We start from the raw sequence: 16179 nt of genomic DNA, 5'->3' as shown, positions 1-16179 counted from the left end.
AGATGCTCAAAAATTGCTGATCAATGCGTGCTTGTTTCGCTCTTATGTTGCTTGTTGCTGTTTCTTTTCTATCGCAGAAAAGTCATGCGCAGCAAACTGTCAGGAAGTTTGATTCTACCATGAAAATTGGTAAAGCGGGCTATAAAGTTGTTTGCAATAACCGTAGTGCAGATAAAAATACCATCAATATCTCACCGATTGGGTTCGACAATAGTATGCGTGATTTCAGTTTTGAAATCAAAGGGCGCGTACGCAGAGCGGAAGTAGATGATGTGAACCGCGATAATTTCCCTGATCTGGTTTTGTATATCTATAGTGGCGATTCTCTTAACAAGGGCACCGTTGTATGCATCAGCTCAGAAGCCAATACCAGTGTATTGCCCATCGTTTTCCCGGATATTGCAGATGATCCCAAACTACGGGATGGATATAAAGGTGATGATGAATTTTTACTGATGGAAGGCATACTAACACGCAGGTTTCCTTTATATGCCACCGATAATGAGGGTGTATCAAAACCCACCGGAAAAACAAGACAGGTCATGTACAGGGTAGCCCCCGGTGATAAAGGCGGGCAGAAATTTATTGTGATGCGTACGTATGATTATGTAAAACAATAACTCTTCCCGTTAACGTCCACCTGCTAAAACAATCTTTGTAGCTACTTTTTCCTGGCCCTCATCATCGCGAATGATGACTAGGTAAACACCTCCAGCCACTTTTTTACCCAGGTAATTGCGGCCATCCCAGATAGCCTGTCCACCCAGTGCCCTTGTTTGATAAACCAGTCTGCCGTTGAGTTCTGTAATCTTTACAAGCGCATTGTTTACGAGTCCGCGAATGGCAATGGTACCATTATAGCCGGGTGGTACCGGATTGGGAAACACCAAAACATTTTGATTGCTTTGTCCACCCTCGGTAGCTGTACTCCGAAAGCTGCATATGCCATTAAAGGTTGCCATGAATACCTCACCGCTGACAGGATCGATACTGATTTTGCGTACATCATTGCTTAGCAGCGGACTGTTTTCGGCAGTAAACCGGTAAATGATTTTATCGGCATTCGCACTAATCAGCCATACACCATTACGGGTGCCGATCCATTTTCTGTTGGCGCCATCTACTGCCATACATTGCACTACTTCATTTGCGAATAAAAGACCTGCGAGCTGGTTTTGCTGAATAATGGGTTGAATGGCTTCGCAACTACTTGTACCAAAAACGGTTTCAGGGCAGCGAATGATGCCGATACCTTTATCGGTGCCTATCCATATAAAACCATTCTTATCCTTCAGCAGTGAGAAAATATTATTCGATGGAAGATTGCCATTACCGGTTCCCTGTCTGAAATATTTCCAGCGGTCGTCGTTGGTGTTATCAATATTATTACCCGGGTTATAACAGAATACGCCATTGCCTTTAGGGCTCATGATCCATAACTGATCAAGATCATCCACTACGATTTGTGCTACTGCATTCTCTGTATGCGAAAAAGGAATCGAAAAAGAATGCCAGGTACTGTCCGGATTTCTTACCTGTATATTTTGCGGGGCTCCATAGTTACTGACCCATAAACGCTGTCGGCTGTCGAAAACAAGACCGCTAACCCTTATACTGCCCGGATCACCGATAGCCGCACGTAAGGTGCTGTTATACTGTTTAAATATACTGACGGAAGATTCTTTAAACCTAACCAGTCCGCCACCATAACTACCGGCCCAGATACTTTTATCGCGCGGGTCCTCAGCCAGTGTAATAAAATCTAAAACAGAATCGAGAACAGGGGTATTGAAATAACCCCGAAAAGACCAGCTATCTTCTTTCAACTGAAATACCCCATTTCTGTTGAAAAGATAGTTCCATGCATCATTCACACTTCCGGCGGCTGCATATACAGCCGTTCCGGTAGAGAGCAGTTCACCGATGGCCGGGCCGGGAGGACCATTCGGAATAAAACGATCTGTAGTACTACCAAAGCGCGAAAGTCCACCAAAAAAATCAGCAACCCAGATATTGGTATTGTCGATGAGTGCTGAACGCGGGAAAGAAATAACGCCACTTTGTGCGATGGTTCTTTCAATTTGTCCATTGCTGTTCAATACAATTACCCGGGAGGCACCCGAGCTGGTACGCTGGCATACCAGTAATCGGTTATTACCTGAACTAAGGCCCACAATGGGCCATGCGGGATCATGATAGAGTAATTGCCAGCTACTACTGGTATTCACCAGCAGCGAATCATTTTTTTGCACGACTATGGTATTATTCAATGCCAGTACATGCCGGTAACCACCTGCAGGTAAATTGGCTGAACCGCTTGCTGTAAGCCAGTTGCGGTAATCGGCTAAGTTGCCGGAAGAAGCAGGGGCATATTTGAGGCCCTGTTCTGTTGCAGCGTACCACTGGTTGTTGAATAAAAGGGTGGCATATGTTTTTACCTGTGCGCCATTGTTACCAATGATCCAGGTATCTTTTATTTCAAGTCGGTTAAGGTCTACTACAATAATGCCCAAACCCGATGACAGGTAGGCGAGTGTATTGTTGTAATAAATATGCAGTATCGATTTATCGCCGCTGATACTGCTTCTTTTAATATCGCCGATATTCTTAACTGTATTTCCTTTAATGAGATCGAGGTTGCTGTTATTGTACGCAATCAGTAGTTGCTCACTTACATTGTCCCAGCCAATGGTACTGATGCCGATATCATTGAGTCCGGTTACTTTGGAAAACCGTTCCGCTTCATTTTTTTCATTAATAGCAAATAAAGCCTGTGAAGTAGCACAATAAATACGGTCGCCTTTTACTACTTGTATAGTTTGCTGATAATTGAGGTGTTCGCGCCACTGACCAACAGGCGGTATCTGTGCCACAGAAATTGATGCATAACAAAAGCATGACAGCCACAGTAATACCCTATGCAATACCGATAAACTTGCTTTGTGGCGAAACATACTTAAAGGTAATAAATATCGAATGTAGAAGATCGATTTAGAAATCCGATATTCAGTATTATAACTGTCTGAGGAAAATAAGCTGTGAGCTGTGGGCCACGACCTGCAAGCCTGAATGGGTTTTCATACTAGACTTTCTGTTATTCATATAATAAAGGGCCAGGATTTTCGAATGGGTTTTGGTACTGCATCAGATCAACCCAATGCTTTACCTGTTTACTTAGGCTATTTGATCTTACCCATTCAGCTTACTATAATGCATAGCTCTTGGCGCACAGCTCGTAGCAGTCCATTACCGGTCAACCATATTCAGTATTTTCTCTGTTCTTCTGTTTCTCTATTCCATCAGGTAGTTTTCGCAGGAAGTTTTTGCATAAAAATCAGGTGTTTCTACGGCTTTTTTGAAAGGCAAAGCATTCTATTTTGGGGTTAAAATAAAACCCATGAAAAACAAGAAAAATAAAACCCGTCTTGCCATTGAAACCTTCAAAAAAATAGATGAACTCATTGTTCGGAAGTGTACGGGTAAACCGGCTGAAATGGCTATTAAGGTTGATTGTTCGCTCACAACCCTATTTACTTATCTGGCAATGATGCGAAAGATGGGGGCACCCATTACTTATAATAAATTCAAGCACACTTATTTCTATGAAGACGAGGGAAATTTCTTTATCGGGTTTATAGAAAAATGAAGCAGTGGGCAGCAGCTTGCTGTATGTGCAGGAAATATAGGTATTGGTAGTATTGGCTTTGTTAAATGCTTACGATGCCGTGTTTAATAGCGAAAATAGCCAGCCCGACACGTGTTTTGATATCCAGCTTTTTAAACAGGTTGTCGCGGTAGGTATCAACGGTACGTGGACTGATATGCATTTCTTCTGCAATTTCCTTATAGGTTTTATCGCTGCATATCCATTGCAGGAAGATGGTTTCGTTTTCTGTGAGGCTGCTGAGTGGAGAGCCATCACCCAGAAATGAGTCTTCATTACTGATATAGTGCATGAGCTTATCGCTCACCAATTCATTGATAAAATAGCCTGTATCACGGATATTTTCCAATGCCTGTTTAAAAACTTTTGGCTTGCTGTCTTTGAGTAGGTAGCCGCGGGCGCCATTTTTAAGCATACGGATGATGGCGATATCGTTTTCCAGCATACTGAGTACCAGTACGCGTGTTTCGGGCAGGTTTGCTTTGATCCATTCTGCGGTTTCAAAGCCATCCATCATGGGCATATTGATATCCAGCAGAACGATAGCGGGTGCTTTATTAGACTTGAGTGCCTCAATGAACTCCTTACCGTTACCGGCCTCCATAATTACCTTAAAGCCATCGAATGAATTGATCATCGAAGCAAGCCCGCTGCGTAGTAATTCATGGTCGTCCACTAATGCTACAAAAGTCATACAAATTGGAATTATTTGGATTTTGCCTGCAATATAATAGCTGTTCCGTTTCCGGGCTCACTTTTTATATCAACAGTGGCATTTATCATTTTTGCCCGGTTAAAGATATTCTGTAAACCGATACCGGGGCCGGCTGTTTTAAACTTTTCCATATCAAATCCCACCCCATTATCGGCAATAGTGAGTTTAACCTCATTTTCATTGCCATCAATATCCACTGAAATATGGTCGGCTTTGGCATGTTTCATGATATTGTTGATGATTTCCTGTACCATCCTGAACATAATCAGGTCCGTATTCTTGTCGATCCCGGTGAAGTTCTCAACAATTTTCAGGTCTGTTTTATAGCGGCCGCTTTTCTGGAGGTTATTTAATAATTGTCTGATGGACTCTACAATACCAATATCCTGGATGCGGTTGGTTTGTAAACTGTGGCTAAGGTCGCGTAGGTCTTTGATGGCTTTACCCAGCAGCTCATCCGTATGTTCCAGTTTTTCATGCTCAGTAATATCGGTAAACGTGCTCATGTTCAGCCTTACTAAACTTAATACCTGTCCAATATTATCATGAATTTCACGGCTGATATGGCTAAAGGTTTGCTCCTGAATCTCCAATTGTGATTTCAGAATGGTTTGTTCAAACCTGTTTTTCATTTCATCACGCTCTTGCTGAAATTTTCTTTGACGCCTTAGAAAAAGAAATACAATCATCAGCAAGAAAAAACCGATCAATACAAGAAATATCGAAGCAATTACGATGGTGATGAGGATGTCTTCTTGTTGTTTCTGCATAAAATAAATGCTACGCTTAATGACCCGTATAAAATTACGTTTAAGCTCTTAATAATGGTTTGAAAAATAACGACTCCTTTATTTTGTAAATCGATGCTCGATAAAAATTTAAACATCGCAAACATGATCACAGACCCCAATTTAAAGAAAAGAAGACCAACTGCTACCCAAAAAAATGGACTGGCGAAAAGCTTCACTTGAGATGTTTGAGGAATGATTGCTTCATAAAAATGCATGCAAATAAAAATAACTATAAAAAAGGAACCCAGAATTGAGGTATAGTTATTGTATTCATAGGGGCCATAAACAAAAAAGATATTGGTAAGAAAAAAAATGAGGAACAACGGGAAAGAGTATAAAACTATCTTTTTTGATTTTGGGAAATGTAAGTTTTTATAAAAAAGAGCTGTATAAAACACATATTGAAATAGTTGGAAATAGTTGTACATCACATTTTTGAAAGGGCGCTCTTTGCCAATCGCATAGATCTCAATAATAGATGTAACAGCTAAAAATGGAATGAAATAAATAAAGAAATTGTGACGTGCCAGATCCTTGTAAAAAATTAGCGCTATAAGTAGTGCAATCAACTCAACGTAATTATTCAAATTCAACACCATGGCCAGGGAAGTTTAGAAATAAAAAAAGGCTATATCTAAAACGATAGAGCCTTTTCAAGATAAGTTATAAAAGATTAAACTATTGAAATCTTATCAATGATTTATGGTAACAAATTACCTTCATTCAGGAACTCTCTCACACCACTGAAGTCGTTAGAACGTACAGATCCTTTAGCTGAAGATGAACCTGTAAAGAATACAGTTAATCTACCAACCTGTGAAGGATTATGCGCTGTTCTTTCATTGTAAACACCAAAGTTTACTGTTACGCTCTTACCACCTTTGCGTTTAAGCACTGCTAAAAAGGTTTGCAGGTCTTTGATATCAAAAGTAACTGATTGTGTGTATTTGGAATTTCTGGAATTGCTGTATGCTTTTGCATATTCTGCAGCCATAGAAGCAGCTGCATCTTCAGAAATCATACCGGTAATACTTGACGCGTCAGCTTCGATCGCTACAATTGACGTTTCGTTTTGTGAGCTTGAATCATTGGTAACACCATCCTGTTCTTTCTGGCAGGCTACCAGAAGGATGGTAACAACTGACAGTACTAACACTGTGCCTAAGATTTGAAACTTTTTCATCTAATCTGTTTTTAATAGGTTTTTTTGACCAAGGTTTGTTTGAATGGGTATTACAAGTGTCGATGAAAGCTTACAGGGTTTAGTTTCCATCGAATACAAAGGTCGGCTTTTTTTCTTGTCCACACACTATTTAATCACTGAATTCGAAAGGGTTTTTTCACTGAATTTATATTCAGTGAAAAAACCGAATAATTTTAAATATAATTTGTAAATAACTGATTAATATATCATTTAGTAATTTATTTTAATATATTTTCTCATGTTAATAAAATTCACGGTCCATATAAACAGCAGAACCACGAAGGCAGTAAGTAAGGTTGGTAACGAAATATAGACCGGAATATATACTTCCTGATCCTGTAAAAACAAATGGGCCAGGTATTGTAGAGTGCAAACGGTTGCAACAGAGAAAAATATGATCAATAGATTCGAAGGGAAGAACTGGCGCATTAAAAAAAACAGCAATTGTTTAGGAGAAGCACCCAGTGTCAGTAACAGTTTTATTTCATCCTTACAGGAACTGATCGTTAGTTGAATGAAAAGCGTAAAAATAAGTATGGCAAAAACCAGCATGAGCAACCCGGTGACACCGGAAATTTTTACGACCAGATCCACAACCTGTCTGTATCTGCTGAACCTTGTTTTATCCTGATCGGTACTCAGTTTTTTTTCTTTCAGATAAGTGGCCAAACCAGGATCACCTGCATCTTTTGTCCGGATAATGATTCTTGATGGAGCACTGCTACCTGCACTGCCATATCTGTTGTTTGCCCAATCCATAAAGGACTGTGGTACCAGCAGTGATGATATTCTGTCACTGAAACCTACCACCCTTCCACGCATGGTATGTGGCGTACCATTTTGATCATACAGATTTACCTGAAAAAAAATCATCTTCACCACTTCTCTGGTTAGCTGCGGCAACCCCTGTGATAATGAAAACTGAAAATTATAAATGTCGAGAAACATACCCGGTACAATGATGGGTACAAAACTGCTCGATTCATCCCAGCTCCATTCCTGTGTGTTCACATCCAGAAAACTATCTGGTACGCTTTCAAAAGCAATATCTGTATAGAATGGGAATTGCGCACTGCTGCTTTGAATGGATGCTTTGAAACGGCTACTACTGAGGATGCCAACGGCATCCGTAAAACTTTGTGCCTTCATATCATCAATCTCAGTTGCAGAAAGCGTGGCGTTCTTTAAATTCTGATCGGTTAATATTTTATTGATCACCAGAAAATTGGCAATACTGTCTTTATTGGCACTGCCATGCAGCAACTCGTTGTAATTGCTTTGCAGTTGAACAGCAGATAAAATCAAAACCATGGCCACAGACAAACCGATCATCGCCATGGCAAAACGAATGCGTCCGGCACCGGTTTTAATCAATTTTCGGAGTAGTATATTCAATCCTTTCATAACAGTTGTTATAGCGCAAGTTTGCTGGAATACAAAAAATGGTCGTCATCATGTAAGTCGGTGATGATTATACCGGCATTTCTTTTCTTACACGCATCAGCGATCAGGTTAGCTGCTTTTGCAGCATTGGTTTTGTCAAGATGACTAAAGGGCTCATCCATTATCAACCATTCAAACGGCTGAACCAGCGCCCTGATGATGGCTATACGTTGTTGTTCTCCATAACTGCAGATGGAAGCCGGTTGTTGCAGAATATGTGTTACACCCAGCACTGCCGCCATTTCTAAGATCTGTTCTTTCTCACAATAAGGATCCTGTAAAACCCTGTTCAGTTCTATGTTTTCATAAGCCGTTAAATGCGGAAATAAACGCAGATCCTGAAAAACAATACTGATTTTATGTTGACGTACAACAGCCAGTTCTTCCGCCGATAATGTAAGAATATTACGGTTGTCCCATTTTATCTCACCGGTATAATCTGTTCTTAGTTTATATAAAGAATGAATAAAAGTGGTTTTGCCCGTACCACTTGGCGCTTTGATTTTAATCCATTCCGATGCATTAAAAACAATCGCTCTGTTCCAGATATCAGAAACCTGTTTCAGTAATTTTTCTTTTAACGGAACCGGCACTACTTCATGAAGCGAAATGGTCATGTATTCAATATTGATGGTAATCAAAGAAAAAGTCCTGCCAGAGCAGGACTTTTTACTGTAAAGCTTTCTATTAATTTGTCCTGATAATGGCTGGAATACCACCCGGGAACATTTTCTCTTCCATTTCTTTTTGCTTTTTTGCAGCTATGCGCATATCCACAGCAATATCGGTGAGCAAACTGGTTAGTGTAACCAAACTGTTCTGCTTTTCATTCTGCATACGAATCTCTAAAACACTCTCTACACTTTTACCATTGAAATTATCGGAAGTGCCGATAATATCTTTAAAAGTTTCTTTGGCTGTTTGCATAGACTTATTATAGTCGCCACTGGTATTATTGCCTATAAAACCTGTAAGCGTATTTGCTATATCAAAATACAATACGGTTGATTTTCCTTTGAAACGGCTCAGTACGTCATTATTAATAACCGCTCTGCTGTTATTAGCCATGTATTGCGTGTAGGTTAGAGAATCGCTGGCGATCACCAGGTTTTTGTCGTCTGCAAGCATGTATATGCCAAATAAACGCATGAGTTCTCCGCTTTTATAAGTGTTGCCATCTTTGCGGATATAGCCCAGATCTGCCACTTTATCCATTAATTTGGTAAAGCTGGCTTTATCGCCCACGGGCGCATTGAATATCATTTTACCTAGCGGCTTCTTCATCATCATATCAGCCTCATCATTTTTCTGCTGTGGCTCTGGCTGACTCAATCCGAGATCAGAAACCACTACGGCAATATCTCCTTTTAATGATTTGTATAGATCCTGCAGGCTGATACCGGCCTGTTCAAGTCTGCCATTAATAAGCCCTTCTACTTCGAGTTGTTTGAGGAATCCGCCAAATATTTCAGGATTGAATGAGGCCATCATCAAACCATTGATTTTATCAGATGGGTATCTTTCAATCATAGAAAGATTTACAGTAGGACCTGCATATTGCTTTAAGATATTACTTACAACCGGATTGGTATAAGTAGCTGATTTCGCAACAATTTTACCTGCTTCAAAACTCAGGGTAGCAGTTGTATAATTATCCTTCATTAACTCTTCTAATTTAGGCAGCGATAGAGGTAACATACTCAATGCGCCTAAAGAAGTATTGGAAGAACTAAAAACATAACCGTCAGCCTTGTCTTTGAACATATTGGTAAAAGCGGAAACGTCTGCCATAGAAGCCTCTTTCTCCTGCGTGTAGTATGTGTTAACTTCTTTCTTCAGATCAGCCTCTACATTTTTTTTCTCAGGAATTTTGAATTCCATTTTTACCGTATCATAAGGCAGATTGCCTGCCATCTGTGTGTGGTTGTAGATAGTTACCATTACATTTTTATCGGTCCATGAAAGAGCTGTATTATTTTCTGCAAGCAGGTAAGAATAACTTTTTTCCTTTGTAATGGTTTTTGAAGCAAACTCTTTCTGTGCTTTCAACCAACTCTCAAATTTGGTTGCATCCGATAAGCTTCCCATAACGTTCATTACGGTGATACTCTCTTCTTTCAAATTTCCTTTCTGGGAAAAGAAAAAGAACAATTGCTTTTTCCAGTCAATACCCGCATTGTTTCTGAAATCTTCTACTTTCTTTTTATCCTCAACATCGGTTGAATCATTTCGGAAAACACGGCTGAAAAGTGTATCCATGCTGATGCCTCCGGAAGTTAATTTGTCCTGCATAGCACCCGGATCGAGTACGATAACAGCACTGGCTGTTTTGGGAATTAAGGAAGCTTCCTTAGGTCCTTTGTTGGAGCAGGAAGTGAAAATGACCATTAATAAGGTCACTGGCAGAATGTAACGCAGAACAGACTTCATATGCTTATATTAAATTATTGCATACGAAGGTAAAGGCTGAAACCGAAATATGGTAGAAATCTGGTTTTACTTCATTATAGCTCCATAAATGGCTTCCTGTATGTTTGGACGCACATTCATCCGCCCCAGCTTATTGTCGTTGCGGGTGGGGTTTACCCTGCTGGAGAGGAAAATATAAACCAGTTGGCTGTCGGGATCAACCCATACACAGGTTCCGGTAAAACCCGTATGGCCGAAGGTAGATGCTGAGGCCCTTAAAGAAGGATAAGGTTCTTTGCGGGTAGCATTGTCTTTTTCAGGCTTGTCAAATCCCAGACCACGACGGCTGATATTGCTGCTGTAGGCAGTAAAAAGATCAATGGTTGATTTCTGTAAGAGACGAATACCGTTAAGTTCTCCGCCGTTGAGTAGTAGCTGGTATAATTTGGCCAGATCGTAGGCGCTGCTAAAAAGACCCGCATGACCTGCAATACCGCCAAACATGGCTGCACCCTCATCGTGCACATCACCATAGATCTGTTGTCTGCGGAAATGAGCTTCTACCTCGGTAGGTACCAATGCACTCAGTGCCATGGTTTCACGTGGTTTAAAACCGGTGCTGGTCATACTCAGCGGCTCATAAAATGTTTTACGTACATATGCATCCAATGACAAACCGCTAACAGCTTCCACTATTTTACCCAGAAAAATAAAATCGTTGTCACTGTATACATATTTTCCCTGCACCGTTAATTTACTTTTCAGGATACGGGCAAACATGGTATCGTGCCAATCGTTGCGCAGATACAGGTTTTCTGCAACCCGGTGAGTATATTGAGGGGTGGGGGACTGAACAAAATATTGTGGTAATGGCTGACCGGTAGCAGTATCTATCACTTCACGATAGAAGGGAATAAATGGATTGAGCCCGGCCTGGTGTAATAGGATATCTCTCAACTGTAAGGGAGCTTTATCGGTACCTCTTGTCCAGGGAAGATAATCACCCAGTGTTTTTGTCAGGTCTATTTTCCCTTCCTCATACAATTTCATTACGGCTATCGTAGTAGCAGAAATTTTGGTGACTGAGGCGAGATCAAACACCATATCATTACTCATGGCAACTTTACGATCGGTGTTTACATACCCAAAAGATTTATGATATACCAGCTTGCCATTTTTGGCAACCAGTACTACCATACCTGGAGTGGCACCGCTGTCGATAGCTGCTTTGGCAATGCTTTCAATTTTATTCAATGAATCACTGATTAATCCTACAGATTCGGGTGTGGCCAGTGGTAGCATATTATTGTACACGATGCCATCTCCAAAACGAAATCCATCACATACGGTAACGGGTAATTTTCCTTTCGGACTGATTTTTCCGGATAAAAGATCAGCCGCCGCGTCTTGTGTAATGATGTCATCTTCGTAACAAACAACCAGATTGCCGGCATTGCAGATATATTGAACTGCATAGGGGTTTCCAAAAACAAAAGTGATACTGTTGTTTTTCTGTAACTGGTTTAGCAGGTCGAGGCTGTTTTTACTAATTCCGAACTGGTTAGCCGGTCTGCGGTTATAATTGTGAAAACCAACTACTACGGCGTCATACGCTGATAATTTTTGCAAAATATCAGCCGCTTTATCATTACCATCCTTGTTTGAAAAGAAGAAAAGATCTGCATTGAACTGTTGTTGAATACGGGTTGCAAACTGACTGGCTTTGTCGATGCCTACACCTACAAAAGCTACTTTTCCGGCACGAAGGGGTAAGAGTTTCTCATTCGTTTTCCTGAGCAGCGTAAGTGCATCTGCTGCCAGCATTTTTTTGATTTCTTCTGTTTTTATATTCAGATCAGCAGCAATATTGGTAGTATCAATAACCTGTTTTTTATGGAGGCCGAGGTGATATTTTGCCAATAATACTTTTTTTACCCTTGCATTAATATCATCCCAGTTCAGTTTTCCTTCTTTGATCGCTTCTCTTACTTTGGCAATGCTACCAGGTATATCGCCTGGTAAACAGAGCATATCATTTCCTGCAATCAATGACTGTACAGAAGCTTCTCCTTTTGGGAAAAATTTCGCTACACCCTGCATTTCTAATGCGTCTGTAAAAGAAATACCCTGATAACCCAGTTCATTACGTAATAAGTCTGTTACATTTTTTTGTGATAAAGAAGTAGGAAGGTTAGCGGTAGTGTCGATAGAGGGAATGGCAAGGTGCGCAATCATCATACTACCCACCCCTGCTTTGATAAGTTCACGGAAAGGATACAGCTCAAGCTGATCAAGTGCTTCGCGTGATTTGTTGATCACGGGCAGATCGTAATGCGAATCAACACTCACATCGCCATGACCAGGAAAATGTTTGGCACAGGCCATTACACCTACATCCTGCATGCCCTTCATGTACTGTACACCATAGAGAGCTACCTTGAATTTATCTTCTCCGAAACTTCTGTCGTTGATAACAGGGTTCATTGGATTATTGTTGATATCGATATCCGGGGCATAGTTTACATGGATACCGATTCGTTTACATTGTTCACCAACGGCAAGACCGAATTTATAAATCAGACGTGCATCCGGAACAGCACCCATCATGAGCTGGCGCGGGAAATTGATGACGCTGTCGAGACGCATACCCAGTCCCCACTCACCATCAATCGCAATCATTAAAGGTGTCTTGGCAATGCTTTGGTAAAAATTGGTGAGATTGGCCTGACGCACAGGGCCCCCCTGAAAAAAACATAAACCGCCTACATTGTATTGCTTAATCAGATCAGTAACTTCTTTTACATGATCGGCTCCGAGATTGCTGTGCGCCCTGATAATCATGAGTTGGGCAATGCGCTGGTTCTTTGACAATTTTCGGAATTGTTTTTTTACCCATTTATCAGCAGCAGGTGTATGCTCATAAAATTGTTGAGCAGATACAGCACTTAATACAAGAAGCAATAAGGCAGAAAGAATGCTTTTTTTCATATAGCTAAGTTCTGACCACAAGGTAAGGATTCTGGCTAATCTTGCGGTTTTTTGCGGGTTTTTAAATCGAAAAGATAGGTGAAGAAAAGTTTTTGCAGGTATATAAATCAAAAACCGCACTTTTTGGGTGCGGTTTTACCATTATTCTTTGTGTGATCAGGCTTCTGAACCTTCACCAGCCTCCTCTTCTTCTTCTGTTATTTTCAGCTCTACCTCATTGGCTTTCAGTATGCCATACCATTTCACCATTTTTTTCATATCGCTGGCATATACACGGGAAAAATCCATATCGGGATATACTTTCTCGAAATAAGCTTTTACGGCTTTAGGATCGTTTTCAGCAGGAAGTGCTGTTTTGTTGGCAGCCATTGCCTGGAATACTTCCACAAGGTTTACATTTTCACGAACGGTGTACACTTCAATGCTTTCAAGATGAGAGAAATTATGTACACGACTACTCACAAATTTGGTGCTTTTATCGTCTAATGAGCGAACAATAGCGCCATCTGTTTTACTGCCAACCATTTCAAATAAACCGCTGAGACCTGTTATTGATATCAGTTTACTATACTCCATATATGATATTATTAGGGCTGCAAAGTAAGGGAAAAAGGGATAGACTGAGAGGCTGTTTACATTTTTTAATTACTGCCGGAAGAAGGCCATGAGCAGTGAGTGGTGAGCTATGCGTTTTTAAAGCCATCTCATAAACCGTATCTTCTGCTCATAGCTCATGGCTCATGGCTCGCAGCAATTTTGCTTTTACCGGTCATCAAAATACTCCTAAAACGATAGGATTCATGGACAGGAGGTTATAATTTGTGACAAGTGATACGTGAAGGATTGTCTTTTTTGTGTCTTACAGAAAACTGCTTGCTATGAAATACTTCCTTTTTGTAGTGCTTTTATTTCCATTGCTTTTATCAGCCCAAAATAATAAACGACCCCGATGTGCAGACCAACCGGTATATCGGCAGTTTGATTTCTGGGTAGGGGATTGGGAGGTTTTTGCGCCGAATGGTCAAAAAGCAGGAACCAGTAAAGTAGAAAGATTACTCGATAGTTGTGTATTGCTTGAAAACTGGCAGTCGGTAAGTGGTTCAAGTGGGAAAAGCTTTAATACTTTTAACGGCGCCAAAGCAAAATGGCAGCAATACTGGGTAGATAATAGCGGAGGGGTTACAGAATACCTCAACGGTCGTTTTGAAAATGGAGCCATGATCATGGAGACAGAAAAAATTCCGTTACCAGATCAGTCTTTCAGAATCATGCGCATGACTTTTACACCCCTCTCAAAAGATAAGGTTCGCCAGCACGGAGAAAGTTCAACAGATAATGGAAAAAACTGGAAGACCGATTTTGACCTGGAGTATCGTCGTACAAAATAATTCTCAAGCTCAGTACCAATCATCATGAAACGAAAAGATTTTTTAAGAAACTGTTCAATGGGTGCTGCTGTATTGTATTTACCTTCTTCTGTATCTGCACAAACAGACCGCCCACCTCAGTTAGATAAGCAACTGGTACAGGACTTTGTAGGTGCAGGACATAACAATCTTGAAAAAGTAAAACAGTTGTATGCTGAACACCCAACTTTGATCTATGCGACACATGATCTGGGTGGCGGTGATTTTGAAACAGCACTTGAAGGAGCAGGACATGTTGGCAACAAAGAGATTGCCAATTTTCTGATCGAGAAAGGCGCACGGACCAATATGTTTGTATTAACCATGTTGGGAAAAACTGCGATTGTAAAACCTTATCTGGAAGCATTTCCGTCTTATGTATTTGCAAGAGGTCCGCATGGACTCACTTTACTTCACCATGCACAACGCGGTGGCGAAGATGCCAAAGAACTACTGGAATACCTGAAGAGTAAAGGACTAAAAGAAACCAAAACCAGATTATAAACCCAATACTTTATTATGAAACATGCTATCAGCTGGTTTGAAATTCCGGTAACCGATATTAACCGGGCCCAGCATTTTTATGAAACCATTTTTGGTTTCAGTATGATACCACTTGATTTTCCGCATTTAAAAATGAGGATGTTTCCTGTAGAGAGCCCAGATTCAGTTGCCGGCGCTTTATGTGATAGCGGAGGATTTCACCAGCCTTCTGTTACACATGGTCCGCTGGTATACCTGAATGCCAATCCCGATCTGCAGATGGTATTGGACAGGGTAGAAGCTGCCGGCGGAAAAATACTGGTGCCCAAAACAGAAATATCACCTGAGTATGGCTATATGGCAGTATTCCTCGATAGTGAAGGAAACCGCGTGGCTTTGCACAATGTACCTCAATAAAAATTTAATCACATAATAACTACACCATGAAAAAAATGATGGCCATCGCAGGCTTACTGTTTTTTGTAACACAACAGGCAAATGCACAATTCAACAATGATTCATTGAAAGCACAACTCATCAAAGACTGGGAGAGGGCAAAAGCTTATACAGCAGAATATCTCGCAGCCATGCCAGCTGATAAATACACGGCTAAGCCTGTAGATGGTATCCGTAGCTTCTCCGAACAAATGCTCCATCTGGCACAGGGTACCATCGGACTGAGTGCCAACGGTACCGGTAAGACAAGGATATATCCTGGGTACAATATGGAAAAATCGGCAACTGCACAGTCTAAGGATTCTGTGACTTACTATGTGAATGCCTCTTATGATTTTGCCATCAATGGTATCAAGGAAATGAATGCTGCTACTTTGAGTGAGCTGGTAAAAAGAGGCAACCTGAATGAATCAAGACTCAGCTGGATCTTGAAGGCACATGAGCACCAGACCCACCACCGCGGTCAGTGTACTATTTATATTCGTTTTCAAGGGGTAACACCACCGGCTGAGAAACTCTTTTAATCTCTTTCTTCTGAAGATCCTTTCTGCATTGAGTTAGAGCCCTTTGCAGAAAGGGTTAAAGAGGATTTCCCTGAACCCAGGTTTAACATAAAATCA

15 protein-coding genes are annotated in these 16179 nt (G+C 40.8%); 6 read left to right on the top strand and 9 right to left on the bottom strand.

The annotated features are described in order from the left end of the window. Window positions 1-23 precede the first annotated feature (23 nt). Window positions 24-620 carry a hypothetical protein gene (locus BC659_RS05155; protein ID WP_133473596.1) on the top strand — a complete coding sequence of 199 codons (597 nt, stop codon included), beginning with the start codon at window positions 24-26 and terminating at the stop codon, window positions 618-620. Window positions 621-629: 9 nt separating this feature from the next. Here BC659_RS05155 and porZ read toward each other — a convergent pair whose 3' ends face one another. Then, on the bottom strand, window positions 630-2954 hold the full coding sequence (porZ, locus tag BC659_RS05150; protein WP_133473595.1) for a type IX secretion system anionic LPS delivery protein PorZ: 2325 nt from the start codon (window positions 2952-2954) through the stop codon (window positions 630-632). 443 nt (window positions 2955-3397) lie between these two features. Here porZ and BC659_RS05145 point away from each other — a divergent pair, with 443 nt between their 5' ends. Beyond that, window positions 3398-3646: a hypothetical protein gene (locus BC659_RS05145; protein ID WP_133473594.1), complete on the top strand. Its 249-nt coding sequence runs from the start codon at window positions 3398-3400 to the stop codon at window positions 3644-3646. 61 nt (window positions 3647-3707) lie between these two features. Here BC659_RS05145 and BC659_RS05140 read toward each other — a convergent pair whose 3' ends face one another. From BC659_RS05140 to BC659_RS05105, 8 genes are all read right to left on the bottom strand, one after another. Beyond that, a complete protein-coding gene (locus tag BC659_RS05140) occupies window positions 3708-4358 on the bottom strand; it encodes a response regulator transcription factor (protein ID WP_133473593.1) in 651 nt (216 codons plus the stop codon). Between the two features lie 11 nt (window positions 4359-4369). Next, a complete protein-coding gene (locus BC659_RS05135; protein ID WP_133473592.1) occupies window positions 4370-5149 on the bottom strand; it encodes a sensor histidine kinase in 780 nt (259 codons plus the stop codon). Window positions 5150-5870: 721 nt separating this feature from the next. Then, window positions 5871-6353, bottom strand: coding sequence for a hypothetical protein (locus BC659_RS05130; RefSeq protein WP_133473591.1), 483 nt, complete (start codon window positions 6351-6353; stop codon window positions 5871-5873). 231 nt (window positions 6354-6584) lie between these two features. Beyond that, window positions 6585-7778, bottom strand: coding sequence for an FtsX-like permease family protein (locus BC659_RS05125; protein ID WP_133473590.1), 1194 nt, complete (start codon window positions 7776-7778; stop codon window positions 6585-6587). An 8-nt stretch (window positions 7779-7786) separates the two neighbouring features. Next, a complete protein-coding gene (locus BC659_RS05120) occupies window positions 7787-8434 on the bottom strand; it encodes an ATP-binding cassette domain-containing protein (protein WP_133473589.1) in 648 nt (215 codons plus the stop codon). A gap of 70 nt (window positions 8435-8504) precedes the next feature. Further along, a complete protein-coding gene (locus BC659_RS05115) occupies window positions 8505-10247 on the bottom strand; it encodes a DUF4836 family protein (protein ID WP_133473588.1) in 1743 nt (580 codons plus the stop codon). 66 nt (window positions 10248-10313) lie between these two features. Continuing rightward, window positions 10314-13214, bottom strand: a complete 2901-nt coding sequence (locus tag BC659_RS05110; protein ID WP_133473587.1) for a serine hydrolase domain-containing protein — start codon at window positions 13212-13214, stop codon at window positions 10314-10316. 156 nt (window positions 13215-13370) lie between these two features. After that, window positions 13371-13790: a DUF5606 family protein gene (locus tag BC659_RS05105; protein WP_133473586.1), complete on the bottom strand. Its 420-nt coding sequence runs from the start codon at window positions 13788-13790 to the stop codon at window positions 13371-13373. Window positions 13791-14092: 302 nt separating this feature from the next. On the opposite strand from BC659_RS05105, the gene BC659_RS05100 reads away from it, so the two are divergent. From BC659_RS05100 to BC659_RS05085, 4 genes are read left to right on the top strand one after another with little or no spacing between them, the layout of a single operon-like run. Further along, entirely contained in the window at window positions 14093-14602 is a 510-nt protein-coding gene (locus BC659_RS05100; RefSeq protein WP_133473585.1) for a hypothetical protein, read from the top strand. Between the two features lie 24 nt (window positions 14603-14626). Then, window positions 14627-15124, top strand: a complete 498-nt coding sequence (locus BC659_RS05095; protein ID WP_211340703.1) for an ankyrin repeat domain-containing protein — start codon at window positions 14627-14629, stop codon at window positions 15122-15124. A 15-nt stretch (window positions 15125-15139) separates the two neighbouring features. After that, window positions 15140-15520 carry a VOC family protein gene (locus tag BC659_RS05090; protein WP_133473584.1) on the top strand — a complete coding sequence of 127 codons (381 nt, stop codon included), beginning with the start codon at window positions 15140-15142 and terminating at the stop codon, window positions 15518-15520. Between the two features lie 26 nt (window positions 15521-15546). Beyond that, the gene (locus BC659_RS05085) at window positions 15547-16083 is read left to right on the top strand and encodes a DinB family protein (RefSeq protein WP_211340702.1); all 537 of its coding nucleotides are present in this window, start codon (window positions 15547-15549) and stop codon (window positions 16081-16083) included. The last annotated feature ends 96 nt before the right edge of the window (window positions 16084-16179 follow it).

This window comes from Sediminibacterium goheungense (genome assembly GCF_004361915.1).
Classification (GTDB): domain Bacteria; phylum Bacteroidota; class Bacteroidia; order Chitinophagales; family Chitinophagaceae; genus Sediminibacterium; species Sediminibacterium goheungense.
Note: the sequence above shows the minus strand (reverse complement) of the source record. Positions and strands in the feature narration are given on the sequence as shown.